This window comes from Streptomyces sp. NBC_00353, assembly GCF_036108815.1.
Classification (GTDB): Bacteria; Actinomycetota; Actinomycetes; order Streptomycetales; family Streptomycetaceae; genus Streptomyces.
In genome coordinates, this window is the sequence record NZ_CP107985.1 from 2343831 (window position 1) to 2357618 (window position 13788).

Consider the following 13788-nt stretch of genomic DNA (forward strand, 5'->3'; position numbering starts at 1 on the left):
CGCGTGGGGCGGGCACAGCCCGGTGGGGTCAGCCGAGTGGGACGGCCAGGCTGTGCAGATAGCGCATCAGGGTCATCAGCACATCGCGGCTGGACGCGCGCAGTCTCGCGTCGCAGTCGATCATCGGAACCTCGTCCGGCAGGTCCAGGGCGCTGCGCAATGCCTCGACCGGGTGCTTCGGGGCGTCCGGGAAGGTGTTGACGGCGACGACGAACGGCACGCCGCGCTCCTCCAGACGCCCGATCACGTCGAAGCTGACTTCGAGGCGCCGGGTGTCGATGAGCACGACGGCTCCGAGCGCGCCCTCGAAGAGTCCGTTCCACAGGAACCAGAAGCGTTCCTGGCCCGGGGTGCCGAAGAGGTAGAGGATCAGCTCGTCGCTGATGCTGATCCGGCCGAAGTCCATGGCGACGGTCGTGGCGGTCTTGCTCTCCACCCCGACGTTGTCGTCCACGCCGACGCCGGCCTGGGTCATGGTCTCTTCGGTGGTCAGCGGCCGGATCTCGCTGACGGAACCGACCATGGTCGTCTTGCCGACCCCGAACCCACCGACTATCACCACCTTCACAGCCGCTGTGGCCGTGGTGGGCAGGATGTCCTCGGTCCTGGGGCCGGTGATCGTGTCAGAGTTTCTGAAGTCCATGCATCACCGCTTCGAGAAGGGACCTGTCCGGGAGTGTGGCGCGGACGATGGGCGCGCGCGATTCGATCAGTTCGGTCGTGAGGAGATCGGTGAGGAGCGAAGTCACCACGCTGAACGGCAGGCTGAGGTAGGCCGAGATCTCGGCGACGGATAACGGTGCCTGGCAGAGCCGCAGGATCACGGCCTGTTCGGGCTGGACCGTCGGCGCCGGTTCCACCTTCGCGACGATCATCGTGACCAGGTCGAGCGCCGCCCGCTCGCTGCCGTCGGGATCGCCGGTGAGCACGTACAGCCGTTCCGGATCGCTCAGTGCCGGTTCGGCCTTTCGGCGTTCTCGTCGGGGAGAACTCATCCGGCCTGCCCGTCATGACGCGGCGGGCTCGTGAGGTGGGCGCCGATCCTGACGACCATGTCGCGCATCCGTGCTCCGACGAGTCCCGCGTCCACCGTCTCTCCGGCGAGGACCGCGAGGTAGGCACCGGTCCCGGCGGCCATCAAGTAGAAGAAACCGCCGGTGACTTCGATGACGACGAGCCGCATCATCCCGTCGCTGTACGGGATTTCGGAGGCGACGGCGGCGGCCAGGCTCTGCAGTCCGGCGCAGGCAGCCGCCAGCCGGTCGGCGACATCGGGGTCACCGCCGTGCCGGGCGATGCGCAGGCCGTCCGCGGAGAGCACCACGATCTGATGAATGTCCGGAACGTCGTCGGCCAGTTCCTTGAGCATCCAGTCCATATTGCCCCGCTGCTGGATCACTTCAGATCTCCCTTGTCCCACACATCGTCAGAGTCTTCGCCGGTCTTCGGCTCCTGCGGCACGCCGTTGACGGCGTTGGTGAATGCCTCCAGCCAGAGTCCGGGCGGCGGCTCCTTGGCGCTGTCGCTACCGTTGCGCTGCCCTGCGGCGGGGGCGGTCGACTGCGCGGGGAGATTGTGCGAGCCGAGCGGTGCGCGGCCGCGGCTGCGGCGCTGCGGGAGGCCGCCGGAGGTCCACTCGGTCACCACGGGGGCGTCGTCCCCCATGGCGGACGCGGACGCGGGGGCGGCCGGCCGGGAGTCGGAGGCGACCGGTCCGGTGGCCGGGCGGGATTCCACGGGGAGAGGCTGGCGGCGCTTGCTGCGCGGCGGAACGACGTGCTTCATGTTCGAGAGGTCGATGTCGCTGGTGGGCCTCGACGTGGCGCCGATGCCGTGGGCGATACCGGGTGCGGGGCCGGTGGTGATCATGGCGCGGGGCACGACGAGGACGGCGCGGACCCCGCCGTACGCGGACTGCCGCAGTGAGACCTGGAGGTCGTACATCCGGGAGAGCCGGCCGACGACGGCCATGCCGAGCCGCGGGGACTCGCCGAGGTCGTTCATATTGGATCCGGCCTGCGCCCTGGCGAGCATGTTCTCCGCCCGTTCGCGGGCCTCCTCGCTGAGGCTGACGCCGCCGTCCTCGATCTCGATGGCGATGCCGGACTGCACCTCGACCGCGGTGACGTGCACCCGGGTCTGCGGCGGCGAGTAGCGGGTGGCGTTGTCGAGGAGCTCGGCGCAGGCGTGGATGAGCGGCTCGACCGCGGTGCCGATGATGGCGACCTTGGCGATCGAGTGCAGATCGACACGCGGGTACTCGAGGATCCGGGACATGGCGCCACGCAGCACACTGAACAGCGGTACGGGCTTGGGCCATTGACGGCTGGGGCGGGCACCGCCGAGCACCGCGATGGAGTCGGCGAGGCGGCCGATCAGCGCGGTGCCGTGGTCGATGCGCAGCAGGTCGTCGAAGACGTCGGGGTTGCGACCGTGGTGCTCCTCCATCTCCCGCAGCTCGGAGGCCTGGCGGTGGACGATCGCCTGGACGCGCCGGGCGACGTTGACGAAGGCGCGCTGTCCGGAGTCACGCATCGCCTCTTCGTTGTCGATGATGTCCAGCACCGTGCGGACGAGGGCGCGTTGGGCATCGGGAAGATCGCGGTACGTCTCGTCGGAATCGACGACGTCGCGCAGTACCTCGTCGGGCGAGTTGCCCACCCGGAGCCGGTGGATCGCGGCCGGCAGCAGCTCCTTGCTGATCCGAACGGCCTCTTCGTCATGGGTGGCGAGGCGATGTTCAAGGACGGCGAGGCGGCGTTCGTACTCGGCGCGCTGCCTGCGCATCGCGCGCCCGCGGCGGGCGAGCACGACGCCGAGTGAGGCGACCACGACGGTGGCGGCGGCTCCGCACCAGACAACTACTGTCCGCGCGGGCTCGGAGACCAGTGCCGCGGCGGCGGCAGTCGCACCGGCCATCAGGAGCACGGGGAGCAACGCGGCGCGAGCGACGGGAATTTCTCTGTCGATCGGCGGTGATTCAACTCGAACCATCTAAGACCTCTGACGGTTGATTCGGGAGGTATGCGCGCATCCAGGGCGCGCAGGAACAAGTGCTCGAATTCATATCAACTCGACTTCACTGCGCGTGAGCTTAGCCAGATAGAAACAGTGCTTCGGCATATTCGCCCAACCCCCTGCGTGAGCGTTCCGGCGGTAATACACTCACGAGTTTTTGCACGCACCGACTTCAGCCGTGTGCGAGGAGTGACGAAGCGCCCTAACGCGAGCGATGTGACGACTCACGTACCGCTGTGCGGGACATTGTCAGGACTTACTTTCGGAGAGGGGTACGGCGGTAGTGGAGTTGGCAGACCGCATCGATCGCCGAATGGGCCATTCCGTCCCACTCCGAGGTACGCAGGCACACGCGATCGCGTACGGCGTGCTCTACCTGGCCTCCGACGAGTCCCGCATCGTGACCGTCACCGAACTCGTCGTGGACGGGGGCTGCACGGCGGTCAGAGCCGCCACCCCCGATTGCGTGCTGATCCTGGCCGCGCATCCGTGGGTCGGCCGACGGCCGGAGCGGGCCGTCTGACGGCCGTCGCCCGCCCGGGCGCAGCGGGGTCCGGTGCGTGGGTCAGCGCCGGGCCCCGCCGATGCGTCCCTCCAGCTGGACCAGCAATTCGCTGAGCTGCGCACTGAGTTCGCCGCGGGTCCGCTCGTCGAGACCGGAGAGCACGGCGCGTTCGTACGCCAGCTGCCGGGGCAGCAACTGGTCGACCAGGGCGCGCCCCTCCTCGGTCAGACGGACGTGTGTGACGCGCCGGTCGCGCTCGTCGCTGCGGCGGTCGACCAGGCCGCGCTCCTGGAGGATCCGGAGGCGCTTGGTGACGGCCGCACCGGAGGAGAACGTCTCCCTGGCCAGCTCGCCGGGCGTGAGTTCGCGGTCGGTACGCCGTACGGCGCCCAGCAGGTCGAATTCGGCGCGGGAGAGTCCGGCGGCGCGCAGCGGGGCATCCTCCGCCTGCTGGAGCAGGGCGGCGCAGCGGTTGATGCGGCCGATGAGTTCCATCGGTCCGGTGTCCAGCTCCGGGTTGACGGCGTGCCACTGCCGTACCACCGAGGCGACGATGTCGTCGGTCACACCGCTCCGTTCTCCGGGGCGGGGGCGATCAGCCCCTGCCGTGTTGCTGTCGCCGCGAGCGTACGGTGTCCGGCCTGCTCAGCCGCGAGAATGTGCTCCTCGGGCAGGGCGCGCTGCCACCATTCGCCGGCTGCCGTGTCGCCGGCCTCGCGCAGTTCGACGAGCGATCCGGTGAGCCTGCGGCGGGCTGCATCGAGGGCGACGGGCGCCGGCGCCGGGGCGGCGATCGTCTGTACGGCGTGGGCCCGGGCCCGGACGGTGGCGGCGAGGGCCCGTTCCAGGCGTCCGGTGGCCCGTCGGTTGGTGACGGCCATGGCGGCGAGGATTCCGACGACGGCGCCGATGACGGTGTCCAGGACACGGTCGCCGATGAGCTCTCCGGCCGGGTGCGTGCCGCCGAACTCCAGCACGAGGAGGGCCATCGGGGTCACGGCTATGGAGCCGAGCCAGTAGTTACGGGTGATCAGGGCCTCTGCGGCGAAGTTGAAGAAGAGGCAGCAGCCGATGAGTGCGAGTGAGCTCGTCCGGGAGACGGGGAGGACCGCGGCGAAGACGAGCACACCGAGGAGGTTGCCGAGGGTGCGCTGCAGGGCGCGGTTCCAGGAGAGCGTGACATTGGCCTGGTAGAGGGAGGCGGCGGTGACGATCGCCCAGTAGGGGCGGCCGACGCCGACGGCCATCGAGACATATCCGGCGAGGGCGCAGCCGATGAGGGTGCGGGCGGCGATGGGCAGCAGCGGGGAGCCGGGGGCGAGTGCGCGCAGCACCGCCCGGCGGGCGTCGCGTCGGCCTGCGGTCCGGCGCGCGGCCCGCTCGGCGTCGATCCCGAAGAGCTCCTCGGCGGTGCCGGGGGCGGGCGGCGGGGTGGGAACGGGGCCGCGGGCCCGGGTCTGCCGGGCCCAGGCGCGGAGCCGGTCGGGGCCGGCGACGCCGGCTTCGCGGTCGTGGTCGCCGGTGCGGGTGCCAACGGCCGTAGGGGCGAGCTCGCTGTCGAGGTCCGCCGTACGGGCGTGGCCGCCGCCGACCCGACGCGCGTGGACACCGGGGTGCGCACCCAGGGCTCCCCGGGCGAGCGCGGCTTCGGCGTGGACGACGAGCCGCTCCAGCTCCCGGCGTACGGGGGTGGGTCGCCCGGCGGCGAGCAGTGTCTGCCAGGCCGTGTGGACGGCGGCGGCCGCGGCGTGCCGGGTGCGGTGACCGGGGTCGTCCGCGTACGCGGCGGCAGCGGCCAGGGCTCGGGCGGTCGCGCGCCGCTCAGGACCCTCCCGCCGCAGCAGCGCGGGCCCGACGCTGACCAGCCAGGAGACCGCGCCCGCGGCCGCTGTCAGCGCCAGGTGTCCGGGCACCTGGCCGAGGTGCTGCGGGGCGAAGAGTGCGGCCGAGGTGACGAAGGTGAAGATCACCGGTCCGGGCGGCCCGATGCGGGTGGCGTCGCAGAGCACCTTCTGCCCGGCCGCGAGAAGCGCGCCGACGGCGATCAGCACGGCGGTCGAGTCGGTGAGTGAGGCCGTGACCAGCGATATCGCCATGCCGACGAGCATGCCGACGACGACTCCGGCGACGGTACCGGCGCGGCGGGCGTACGGGAGGCTGTGGCCGTACAGCGCGCAGAGCGAGCCGGCCATCGTGTACATCACGAGGTCGAGCCGGCCGAAGGCGAAGAGCGCCAGATTCGGTACGGCGGAAGCGACGACCACGCTCAGCGCCGGCTTGAACCACATGTCCGAGGGGCGGGTCAGGCGCAACGGGCCGACCAGGGGGAGTCTGCGGACGGAGGGCTGCCGGGTACGAATGGATGAATCGCTCACCCAAATACTTTAGCAGGTATTACACTCGTAAAACAATTGCTCGACTCGCCGGGTACGGAGCGCCGGGCCACACTGATCGCGACGCCCATGGACCGGCGCACCCGCCGGTTCGACATCCGACTGCACGGCGCCGGCGAAACGGTCCTCATGGAGTTCAGCTGATGTACGAGAGCGATGCCGGCCTGCTCGCCCCCGGGCGGGCCGGCTCCCCCGCCGAGGCCACCACCGGCGACAGCGCCTTCCTTCAGGCGATGCTCGACGCCGAGGCCGCGCTCACCCGCGCCCAGTCCACCTGCGGACTCGCCCCCGCCGACGCGGGGCGCGCGGTGACGGAGACCGCGGACGCCGACCGCTTCGACGTACGCGACCTGGCGCTGCGGGCCCGCTCCGGCGGCAACCCCGTCATCCCCCTGGTCGCGGACCTCACGGCGGCTGTTCCCGAGGACGCCCGGCCGTATGTGCACCGGGGTGCGACCAGCCAGGACATCCTCGACACCGCCGCGATGCTGGTCGCCTCACGGACGCTGGCAACGGTGCTGGACGACCTGGAGCGGGCGGCGGGCGAGGTGGCACGGCACGCGACCACCCACCGCGACACGCAGATGGCGGGGCGCACGCTCACCCAGCACGCCGTGCCGACGACGTTCGGGCTGAAGGCTGCGGGGTGGCGTGCGCTGATCCTCGACGCCCGGGACCGGCTGACTACGGTACGGGCGTCGCTGCCCGCCCAACTGGGTGGCGCAGCAGGCACGTTGGCGGCCTTCTCCGCCTTCTCCGCCCCCTCCGTCGCACCGGAGGACACCGAGGGGCAGGAGGACGCCGACGGGCAGGGAGAGGCCGACCTGCTTGCTCTGGTCGCCGCCTACGCGCGCGAACTCGGGCTGGCGGAACCGGTGTTGCCCTGGCACACCCTGCGTACCCCGATCGCCGATCTCGCCGGTGCGCTCGCCTTCACCGCGGGCGCTCTCGGCAAGATGGCCGCCGATGTGCTCACGCTCTCCCGCACCGAGATCGGCGAGGTCGAGGAGGAAGAGTGGGGCGGTTCGTCGGCCTTGCCGCACAAGGCGAATCCGGTGCACGCCACGCTGATCGCGGCGGCCGCCCGCCGCGCCCCGGGCCTGGCGGCCACCCTGTACGGCTCGCTGACCGCCGAGGACGAGCGGCCCGCCGGGGCGTGGCACGCCGAGTGGGAGCCGCTGCGCGATCTGCTGCGGCTCGTCGGCGGCGCCGCGCGCGACGGCGCCGCACTCGCGGCCGGACTGCGGGTCGTCCCGTACGCCATGCGGGAGAACCTTCAGCTCACCGACGGTCTGATCGTCTCGGAGCGACTGGCTGCCGTGTTCGCCGGCCGGATCGGCCGGGCGCGAGCCAGGGAGGTGCTTTCAGGCGCGGCGGACCGGGCCCGCTCCGAGACCGCCGACCTCTCCGATGTGCTCTTCGACGTCCTCCGCGAGGAACCCGAGCTCGCCGGCCTCGATCTGGCGGAACTGACCGACCCCGCCCGGTACACCGGGTCCGCGGGCCTCCTCACCGACCGGGCACTGGAACGCCGATGACTCCTCCGCCCGACCGTCTGCCACCGTGGCATTCGGCACGGGCAGGACGCTGCCATCCCTAGAGTCCTTCGGGACGGGCACCCCGACCGGCGGGCACGCTCGCCCCGTCGTCCCGGATCCGGGCATGGATGTGCATGTCGTGCCAGCCGTCGGCGTGCAGATGACCCCGCCGCCGGGTGCCCTCCAGCGCGAAGCCCGACTTGGTCGCGACGCGGCAGGACGCCTCGTTCATGACCGAGTGGGCGAGCTCCAGACGCTCGAAGCCGACCTCGTCGAAGGCCCATCCCGCCACGGCGGCCACGGATCTGGGGGCGACGCCCTGCCCCCGGGCGGCGGGCAGGGTCCAGTAGGCGCATTCGGCCTGGCCGATGCTCAGCATCAGCGAGCGGAGCGAGATCCGTCCGAGCAGTTCCTCGGCTCCGTCCGGCGCACCGTCCTTCGGGCGGACGACCGCCCAGTGGACACCGGTCTCGGCGTGCCAGGCGTCCTGCCACTGTTCGATCCAGTCGCGGGCCTCGTCCTGGGAGTCGGCCCGCCGCAGGTGCCAGCGTTGGATCGCCGGGTCCGAGAAGGCGGCGAGGACGGCGGGTGCGTCGGTGCACTCCCACGGTCGCAGGAGCAGGTCGCCGGCGACCTGCAGGGCGGGCTGCGCACCGTCCGCGAGACGGCCGGAAGGGATGTGGGGCGGCACCAGGTAGGGCATGCCTGTCATCGTCCCACCGGGGGGGCGCCCGTCCCGGGCAGCGGCCGTTCGGCCTTCCCGGCGACAAGCCTCCGCCCGCGCCCCCGTACACGTGTGTACGGATGCGCGGGCGGTGTGTGCCGTGCGGAAGGGGCTGGTCAGCCGAGGCCGCGGGCGTCCTGCTTGAGGGCGGTGTCCACGGTCAGTGCCGTCGCCACGACGAGGCTCAGCAGCGGCTCGGGCAGCTGGTAGTGGATCTGCAGCACGTAGTTGTCCGCCGTCGTGAAGAGCGTCTTCGCGAGGCCTTCCCAGGTCTTGGTGATCCGGGCGATCTCCGCGTCGTTGTGGTCGACGATCGCGAAGTTCCAGGCGCGCCAGTTCTCCGCCTTGATGGCACCGATCTTCTGACCGTCGACCATGATGGCGAAGTTGATCTTGCCGATGGCGTTCTGCTGGACGATCTCGCCGACCGGGCTGCCGTCCGGGCGCTGCACGACGACCCGGGACTTGATGAACTTCGCCGGGCGGGTCAGGAGCAGCTGCGGCTGACCGTACGCGTCACGGATCTCGAGCTTGTGGGTGAGGTACTGGTCGATGCTGGAGACGAACCGCAGCACCTTGCGCAGCACGCTCTGGCCGACCTGGATGACCGAGCCGATCGTGTTGCCGTGCTGGTCGAAGACGCTGTACTCGTTCGTCACCTCGATCAGCTTGGCCTTCTGGTTCACGACCAGGACCTGCTGGTTGAAGAGCGAGGCGCCGCCGGGGACGCCACCCTGCTGAGGCTGCGCCATCTGCTGAGGGGCGAACTGCTGGGGCGCTGCCTGCGGCTGAGCGGCGGCCTGCTGGTGCTGGGGGGCGGCCTGCTGCTGGGGCACCTGCCCCTGGACCGGCGCCTGGGGCTGCTGTCCGCCGGCCGGGTTGGTGTGCTCGGTCCACTGGGAGCCGTCCCAGTAGCGCAGCAGCTGGGGCGCGCCATGAGGGTCCGGGTACCAGCCCGCAGATACGTTCGAGTGCGTTGTCACCGGGGCACACTATCCCGCCGCTCCGACAGCGGAACCCTCAACTGCCGCATCCACAGGCTCCCCATACTTCTTGAACTTTCACACACCGCTACGATGTCGGTGATGACCAGGTTCGGAGAACGGCCCTACACGCGGCGCGATGACGTCCGTGTGTCTGCCGTTCTCGGCTGGCTGTTCGCCGTACTCGCCGTGGTCTCGTGCTGTTCGCTCGCCGAGACCGGCGTGGCCGCGCACCACGCCATGACCGCGACGGTGACCGCGACTCCCACTCCGGTCACGGCTCCCGGCGCGACTCCCCCGTCGACCGCGCGCATCGTCGTCGTGGCCGAGGCTCCGGGCGGCCGGGGCGCCGGCAGTTCCTGCCACGGCGCCTCGGAGCACGCGACACACGCCGTCCTGTCCCCCCAGGCCGCCCCCGTCGCACTCCCCACCTCCACGGTCGTCGCACCGGAGGGCCGGCTCACCGGCGCCGCCGGTATCCGCGGCCCCTCCAACGATGCCGCGGGCGCCGTCGACCGCCTCCGTCTCCAGGTTCAACGGACCTAGAAGCAGGCCCGGTTCCTCCGCCTGCCCACTTTCCGTACATCGTGTTGAACCCGAGGACTCCCCATGGCTTCCGCCAAGAAGCAGCACAGCCCTGCCGCCGCGCGCCGCGCCAAGCTGGAGGAGGCCCGCCGCAAGGAGCGGGCCCGCGAGCGCCGTAGCCGCATCATCACCATCGCCGCGTCCATCGCCGTCGTCGCCGGACTCGTCGCGGGCGGCGGCTATCTGATGTCCGCCGCCGACAAGCAGGACGCGGCAGAGGAGCAGGCCAAGTCCTCCCCCGTCCGAGGCGAACGGAGCTGGGACAAGCTCACCCAGAACCATGTTCAGAAGAAGGTCGACTACCCGATGAACCCGCCGGTCGGCGGCGACCACAACCCGGTGTGGATGAACTGCGACGCCGACGTCTACACCGCGCCGATCCCGAACGAGAACGCCGTCCACTCGCTGGAGCACGGCGCCGTCTGGGTCACGTACAACGAGAAGGCGAAGCCCGCCGACATCGAGAAGTTCACCGAACGCGTCGGCAGGACGCCGTACTCCCTCATGAGCCCGGTGAAGGACCAGGACGCCCCGCTGGTCCTCAGCGCCTGGGGCAAGCAGGTCACGGTGAAGAGCGCGACCGACACACGCGTCGCGCAGTTCTTCACCAAATACGTCCAGGGGCCGCAGACTCCGGAGCCGGGCGCCGCGTGCACCGGCGGGATCGCCCAGTGACGTCCTCGGTCCGCACTCCCTGGCGGATGGGTGCGGCGGGAGCTGCGGTGCTGCTGCTGGCTCTGGGGCTGGTCGCGCTGATGCTCGTACGCCCGACCTCGTCGTCCACCCCGCAGGAGGCGAACCGGGCGGCCGCGCCCGCGGACGCCTCGGTCGATGTGGGGTTCGCCCGTGACATGTCGATCCACCATCAGCAGGCGGTCGAGATGTCGTTCATCGTCCGTGACCGGACGGCCGACGAGGACGTGCGGCGGCTCGCGTACGACATCATCAACACCCAGGCCAATCAGCGCGGCATGATGCTCGGCTGGCTGGACGTGTGGGGCCGCGCCAAGAGCTCGAGCCGCCCGCCCATGGAGTGGATGGGCCACGCGGTCGAGCCCAGGGGCGACGGATCGCTGATGCCGGGCATGGCGACCGACACCGAGCTGGACGCACTGCGGGCGGCGAAGGGGAAGGACGCCGAGGTGATGTATCTCAGGCTGATGACCGTGCACCACCGGGCCGGTGCGGAGATGGCACAGGCGGCGGCCGCCGGGGCGGGCACCGACGAGATCAGGAACCTGGCGGCCGGCATGGCCCGTGGCCAGCAGTCGGAGATCGCGCTGATGGCGGACATGATCGAGGAGCGCGGCGCCACGGCATGAGCCGGACGGTCCGGGCTCGGTGGTCCCGCACGCAGGGGACCACCGAGCCGGGTCCGGAGCGGGCTCCGGACCGTACTGACGTACGGCATCGCATAGGCTCATCAGCGATATGAAGAGCAACCTCACGACGCTGGGGCCCAAGGCCGACAAGGACACCGTGCGACGGAGCAACCTCAGCCTGGTACTGCGAGCCGTCCGTGACGAGGGCGACCGCGAGGCGACCAGGGCCGGGGTGGCCGCACGCGTGGGGCTGACCCGTGCCGCCGTGTCCTCGCTGGTGGAGCAGCTGCTCGACAGCGGGTTCCTGACCGAGTCGGGCAAGACGTTCAGCGGGCAGGCCGGACGCCCCGGCACCGCACTCAAGGTGGCGCGCACCGGTCCCGCCGGGCTCGGCGTGGAGGTCAACATCGACTATGTGTCGGTGTGCGTCGTCGATCTGGCCGGCACCGGCCGGGTCCGGCTGACCGAGCACCTCGACAACCGGGGCGCCCCGCCCGCCGAGGTGCTGGCGCGGGCCGCCGGGATCGCGGCGCGCACCCTGGACTCGGCGGCCGAGCAGGAGCTGTTCCCGGTCGGGGTGGCGCTCGCACTGCCCGGTCTGGTGTCCGGCGGCGCGGTGCGTCAGGCACCCAATCTGGGCTGGAACCAGGTGCCGGCCGAGGAACTCTTCGCGGCCTCGCTCGCCGCGCTGCGTCCCGGCCGCACGGAACTGCCGGTGAGTTCGGAGAACGAGGCCAATCTGGCGGCGCTGGCCGAGCTCTGGTTCGGCGGGCTCGACGAGATCCGCAGCTTTCTGTATCTGACGGGTGAGATCGGCGTCGGCGGCGCCCTGGTCATCGACGGTGAACTGCTGCGCGGTGCGCACGGGTTCGCCGGGGAGATCGGGCATGTGGTGGTCGACGCGGACGGGCCGGAGTGCCGGTGCGGTTCGCGCGGCTGCCTGGAGCAGTACGCGGGACAGTCGGCACTCCTGCGGGCGGCCGGGATCGAGGAGACCGGCCGCGGCAGCGGGGTGGCCGAGCTGGAGCGGCGCACCCGGGCCGGGGACGAGCGGGCGGTGGCTGCGGTGGCCGATGCCGGCCGGATGCTGGGCCGGGTGCTGTCCGGGGCGGTGAATCTGCTCGACCCGGACGCGGTGGTGCTCGGCGGGATCTACCGGGGCCTGATGCCGTGGCTGTCGGCGCCCGCCGACGAGGAGCTCACGGACAGGGTGGTGTCCGGGCTGTGGTCCCGCAGCGGCGGGCGGCTGCGCGCCTCGTCGGTCGCGGGCGACGCCGCGCGGGGTGCGGCGGCGCTGGTGATGCAGGACGTGCTGGCCGACCCCGTGGCGTACGCGGCGCGGGCGGCGGGCTGACCACGAGGGATGTGCGGGCGGCGGGCCGAACCGGGGTGTGCGGCCGCCGGACAGGTCCGGCGGCCGCGCCCTGGCGTCAGCGGACCCCGAGCAGGTGGTCCAGCGCCAGCTGGTCCAAAGCCTCGAACGCCATGCTGCGCTCCGCTGCCGCGGTCACATCGAAGTCCTCGTACGCCGACCGGTCGGCGAGCAGACCCGCCACGCCGTCCTCGGCGGTGGGCAGGGCCAGCTCGTCGAGCCGGGACGCGCGCAGTGCCTCCTGCACGACCGGGTCGGCGCGGAAGGCGGCGGCGCGCTCCTTGAGGATCAGGTAGTTGCGCATGCAGCCGGCGGCCGACGCCCAGACACCGTCGTAACCCTCGGTCCGCGGCGGCTTGAAGTCGAAGTGGCGAGGGCCCTCATATCCGCCGGTCTCCAGGAGGTCGACGAGCCAGAAGGCCTGGCGCAGGTCGCCGGCGCCGAAGCGGAGGTCCTGGTCGTACTTGATGCCGGACTGGCCGTTGAGGTCGATGTGGTAGAGCTTGCCGGCCCACAGGGCCTGGGCGATGCCGTGCGGGAAGTTCAGTCCGGCCATCTGCTCGTGGCCGACCTCGGGGTTGACGCCGTACATCTCGGGGCGCTCGAGGCGCTCGATGAACGCGAGGGCGTGGCCGACGGTGGGCAGCAGGATGTCGCCGCGCGGCTCGTTCGGCTTCGGCTCGATCGCGAACCGCAGGTCGTAGCCCTGCTCGACGACGTACTCGCCGAGCAGGTCGAAGGCCTCCTTCATCCGGTCCAGCGCCACCCGTACGTCCTTGGCGCCACCGGACTCGGCGCCCTCACGGCCGCCCCAGGCCACATACGTGGTGGCGCCGAGCTCGACGGCGAGGTCGATGTTGCGGATGACCTTGCGCAGCGCGTAGCGGCGCACGTCGCGGTCGTTGGAGGTGAAGCCGCCGTCCTTGAACACCGGGTGCGTGAACAGGTTCGTCGTCGCCATGGGCACGACGAGACCGGTCGCGTCCAGCGCCTGCCGGAACCGCTTCACGAGGCCTTCGCGCTCGGTGTCCGTGGAGCCGAACGGGATCAGGTCGTCGTCGTGGAACGTCACACCGTACGCACCGAGCTCCGCGAGCCTCTGGACGGACTCGACCGGGTCGAGCGCCGCGCGGGTCGCGTCGCCGAACGGGTCGCGTCCCTGCCAGCCCACCGTCCACAGACCGAACGTGAATCGGTCTGCCGGGGTGGGCGTGAAGCGTTCCGTCATCGTCTGACCACCTTCGGTGCAGTCGGGTCCGCAACCGATCGAGGCCGCCGAACCCCTATTTGTTCAGTGTCATGATTAATCTTGCACGGCACCCTTCCGCACCGTAACCCCTCGTCACCC

At 71.2% G+C, this 13788-nt stretch carries 16 protein-coding genes; 7 read left to right on the plus strand and 9 right to left on the minus strand.

What is annotated here, in order from left to right; genetic code table 11:
- Window positions 1-28: 28 nt before the first annotated feature.
- The 4 genes from OHA88_RS10970 to OHA88_RS10985 are packed head-to-tail and all read right to left on the minus strand — an operon-like array spanning window position 29 to window position 2994.
- A complete protein-coding gene (locus tag OHA88_RS10970; protein WP_093779424.1) occupies window positions 29-643 on the minus strand; it encodes a GTP-binding protein in 615 nt (204 codons plus the stop codon).
- Complete coding sequence (locus OHA88_RS10975) at window positions 624-995, minus strand: DUF742 domain-containing protein (protein WP_328625332.1); 372 nt, start codon at window positions 993-995, stop codon at window positions 624-626. The genes OHA88_RS10970 and OHA88_RS10975 overlap by 20 nt, the downstream gene beginning before the upstream one ends.
- Entirely contained in the window at window positions 992-1399 is a 408-nt protein-coding gene (locus OHA88_RS10980; protein ID WP_030929977.1) for a roadblock/LC7 domain-containing protein, read from the minus strand. Before OHA88_RS10980 ends, OHA88_RS10975 begins: the two co-directional genes overlap by 4 nt.
- Window positions 1396-2994, minus strand: a complete 1599-nt coding sequence (locus OHA88_RS10985; RefSeq protein WP_328625333.1) for a sensor histidine kinase — start codon at window positions 2992-2994, stop codon at window positions 1396-1398. Before OHA88_RS10985 ends, OHA88_RS10980 begins: the two co-directional genes overlap by 4 nt.
- Before the next feature lie 307 nt (window positions 2995-3301).
- On the opposite strand from OHA88_RS10985, the gene OHA88_RS10990 reads away from it, so the two are divergent.
- Entirely contained in the window at window positions 3302-3541 is a 240-nt protein-coding gene (locus OHA88_RS10990) for a hypothetical protein (RefSeq protein ID WP_328625334.1), read from the plus strand.
- A gap of 42 nt (window positions 3542-3583) precedes the next feature.
- Here OHA88_RS10990 and OHA88_RS10995 read toward each other — a convergent pair whose 3' ends face one another.
- Together OHA88_RS10995 and OHA88_RS11000 are read right to left on the minus strand one after the other, a co-directional pair.
- Complete coding sequence (locus OHA88_RS10995; RefSeq protein ID WP_266999790.1) at window positions 3584-4090, minus strand: MarR family winged helix-turn-helix transcriptional regulator; 507 nt, start codon at window positions 4088-4090, stop codon at window positions 3584-3586.
- Window positions 4087-5898 carry an FUSC family protein gene (locus tag OHA88_RS11000; RefSeq protein ID WP_328625335.1) on the minus strand — a complete coding sequence of 604 codons (1812 nt, stop codon included), beginning with the start codon at window positions 5896-5898 and terminating at the stop codon, window positions 4087-4089. The genes OHA88_RS10995 and OHA88_RS11000 overlap by 4 nt, the downstream gene beginning before the upstream one ends.
- A 36-nt stretch (window positions 5899-5934) precedes the next feature.
- Between OHA88_RS11000 and OHA88_RS11005 the strand changes: the two genes are divergently transcribed.
- Together OHA88_RS11005 and pcaB are read left to right on the plus strand one after the other, a co-directional pair.
- Entirely contained in the window at window positions 5935-6060 is a 126-nt protein-coding gene (locus tag OHA88_RS11005) for a hypothetical protein (RefSeq protein WP_443044210.1), read from the plus strand.
- Window positions 6060-7454 carry a 3-carboxy-cis,cis-muconate cycloisomerase gene (gene pcaB / locus OHA88_RS11010; RefSeq protein WP_328625336.1) on the plus strand — a complete coding sequence of 465 codons (1395 nt, stop codon included), beginning with the start codon at window positions 6060-6062 and terminating at the stop codon, window positions 7452-7454. Before OHA88_RS11005 ends, pcaB begins: the two co-directional genes overlap by 1 nt.
- Window positions 7455-7512: 58 nt before the next feature.
- On the opposite strand, the gene OHA88_RS11015 is transcribed toward pcaB, so the two are convergent.
- Together OHA88_RS11015 and OHA88_RS11020 are read right to left on the minus strand one after the other, a co-directional pair.
- Entirely contained in the window at window positions 7513-8157 is a 645-nt protein-coding gene (locus tag OHA88_RS11015; protein ID WP_328625337.1) for a GNAT family N-acetyltransferase, read from the minus strand.
- Between the two features lie 137 nt (window positions 8158-8294).
- On the minus strand, window positions 8295-9161 hold the full coding sequence (locus OHA88_RS11020; protein ID WP_328625338.1) for a phospholipid scramblase-related protein: 867 nt from the start codon (window positions 9159-9161) through the stop codon (window positions 8295-8297).
- A 102-nt stretch (window positions 9162-9263) separates the two neighbouring features.
- Here OHA88_RS11020 and OHA88_RS11025 point away from each other — a divergent pair, with 102 nt between their 5' ends.
- The 4 genes from OHA88_RS11025 (at window position 9264) to OHA88_RS11040 (ending at window position 12422) form a co-directional block, all read left to right on the plus strand.
- Entirely contained in the window at window positions 9264-9707 is a 444-nt protein-coding gene (locus OHA88_RS11025) for a hypothetical protein (protein WP_328625339.1), read from the plus strand.
- Window positions 9708-9770: 63 nt separating this feature from the next.
- Window positions 9771-10421, plus strand: coding sequence for a DUF3105 domain-containing protein (locus OHA88_RS11030; protein WP_328625340.1), 651 nt, complete (start codon window positions 9771-9773; stop codon window positions 10419-10421).
- A 26-nt stretch (window positions 10422-10447) separates the two neighbouring features.
- On the plus strand, window positions 10448-11068 hold the full coding sequence (locus OHA88_RS11035; RefSeq protein WP_328629650.1) for a DUF305 domain-containing protein: 621 nt from the start codon (window positions 10448-10450) through the stop codon (window positions 11066-11068).
- A gap of 109 nt (window positions 11069-11177) precedes the next feature.
- Window positions 11178-12422: an ROK family protein gene (locus tag OHA88_RS11040; protein WP_328625341.1), complete on the plus strand. Its 1245-nt coding sequence runs from the start codon at window positions 11178-11180 to the stop codon at window positions 12420-12422.
- A gap of 76 nt (window positions 12423-12498) precedes the next feature.
- Here OHA88_RS11040 and xylA read toward each other — a convergent pair whose 3' ends face one another.
- Complete coding sequence (gene xylA / locus OHA88_RS11045; RefSeq protein WP_328625342.1) at window positions 12499-13668, minus strand: xylose isomerase; 1170 nt, start codon at window positions 13666-13668, stop codon at window positions 12499-12501.
- Window positions 13669-13788 lie beyond the last annotated feature (120 nt).

Excerpts from the sequence above, each read along its gene's own strand:
- OHA88_RS11025 (WP_328625339.1), top strand. The coding sequence starts at position 9,264 with ATGACCAGGTTCGGAGAACGGCCCTACACGCGGCGCGATGACGTCCGT.
- pcaB (WP_328625336.1), top strand. The coding sequence starts at position 6,060 with ATGTACGAGAGCGATGCCGGCCTGCTCGCCCCCGGGCGGGCCGGCTCC.
- OHA88_RS10970 (WP_093779424.1), bottom strand. The coding sequence starts at position 643 with ATGGACTTCAGAAACTCTGACACGATCACCGGCCCCAGGACCGAGGAC.
- OHA88_RS11015 (WP_328625337.1), bottom strand. The coding sequence starts at position 8,157 with ATGCCCTACCTGGTGCCGCCCCACATCCCTTCCGGCCGTCTCGCGGAC.
- OHA88_RS10975 (WP_328625332.1), bottom strand. The coding sequence starts at position 995 with ATGAGTTCTCCCCGACGAGAACGCCGAAAGGCCGAACCGGCACTGAGC.
- OHA88_RS10985 (WP_328625333.1), bottom strand. The coding sequence starts at position 2,994 with ATGGTTCGAGTTGAATCACCGCCGATCGACAGAGAAATTCCCGTCGCT.
- OHA88_RS11035 (WP_328629650.1), top strand. The coding sequence starts at position 10,448 with ATGGGTGCGGCGGGAGCTGCGGTGCTGCTGCTGGCTCTGGGGCTGGTC.
- xylA (WP_328625342.1), bottom strand. The coding sequence starts at position 13,668 with ATGACGGAACGCTTCACGCCCACCCCGGCAGACCGATTCACGTTCGGT.
- OHA88_RS11040 (WP_328625341.1), top strand. The coding sequence starts at position 11,178 with ATGAAGAGCAACCTCACGACGCTGGGGCCCAAGGCCGACAAGGACACC.
- OHA88_RS11030 (WP_328625340.1), top strand. The coding sequence starts at position 9,771 with ATGGCTTCCGCCAAGAAGCAGCACAGCCCTGCCGCCGCGCGCCGCGCC.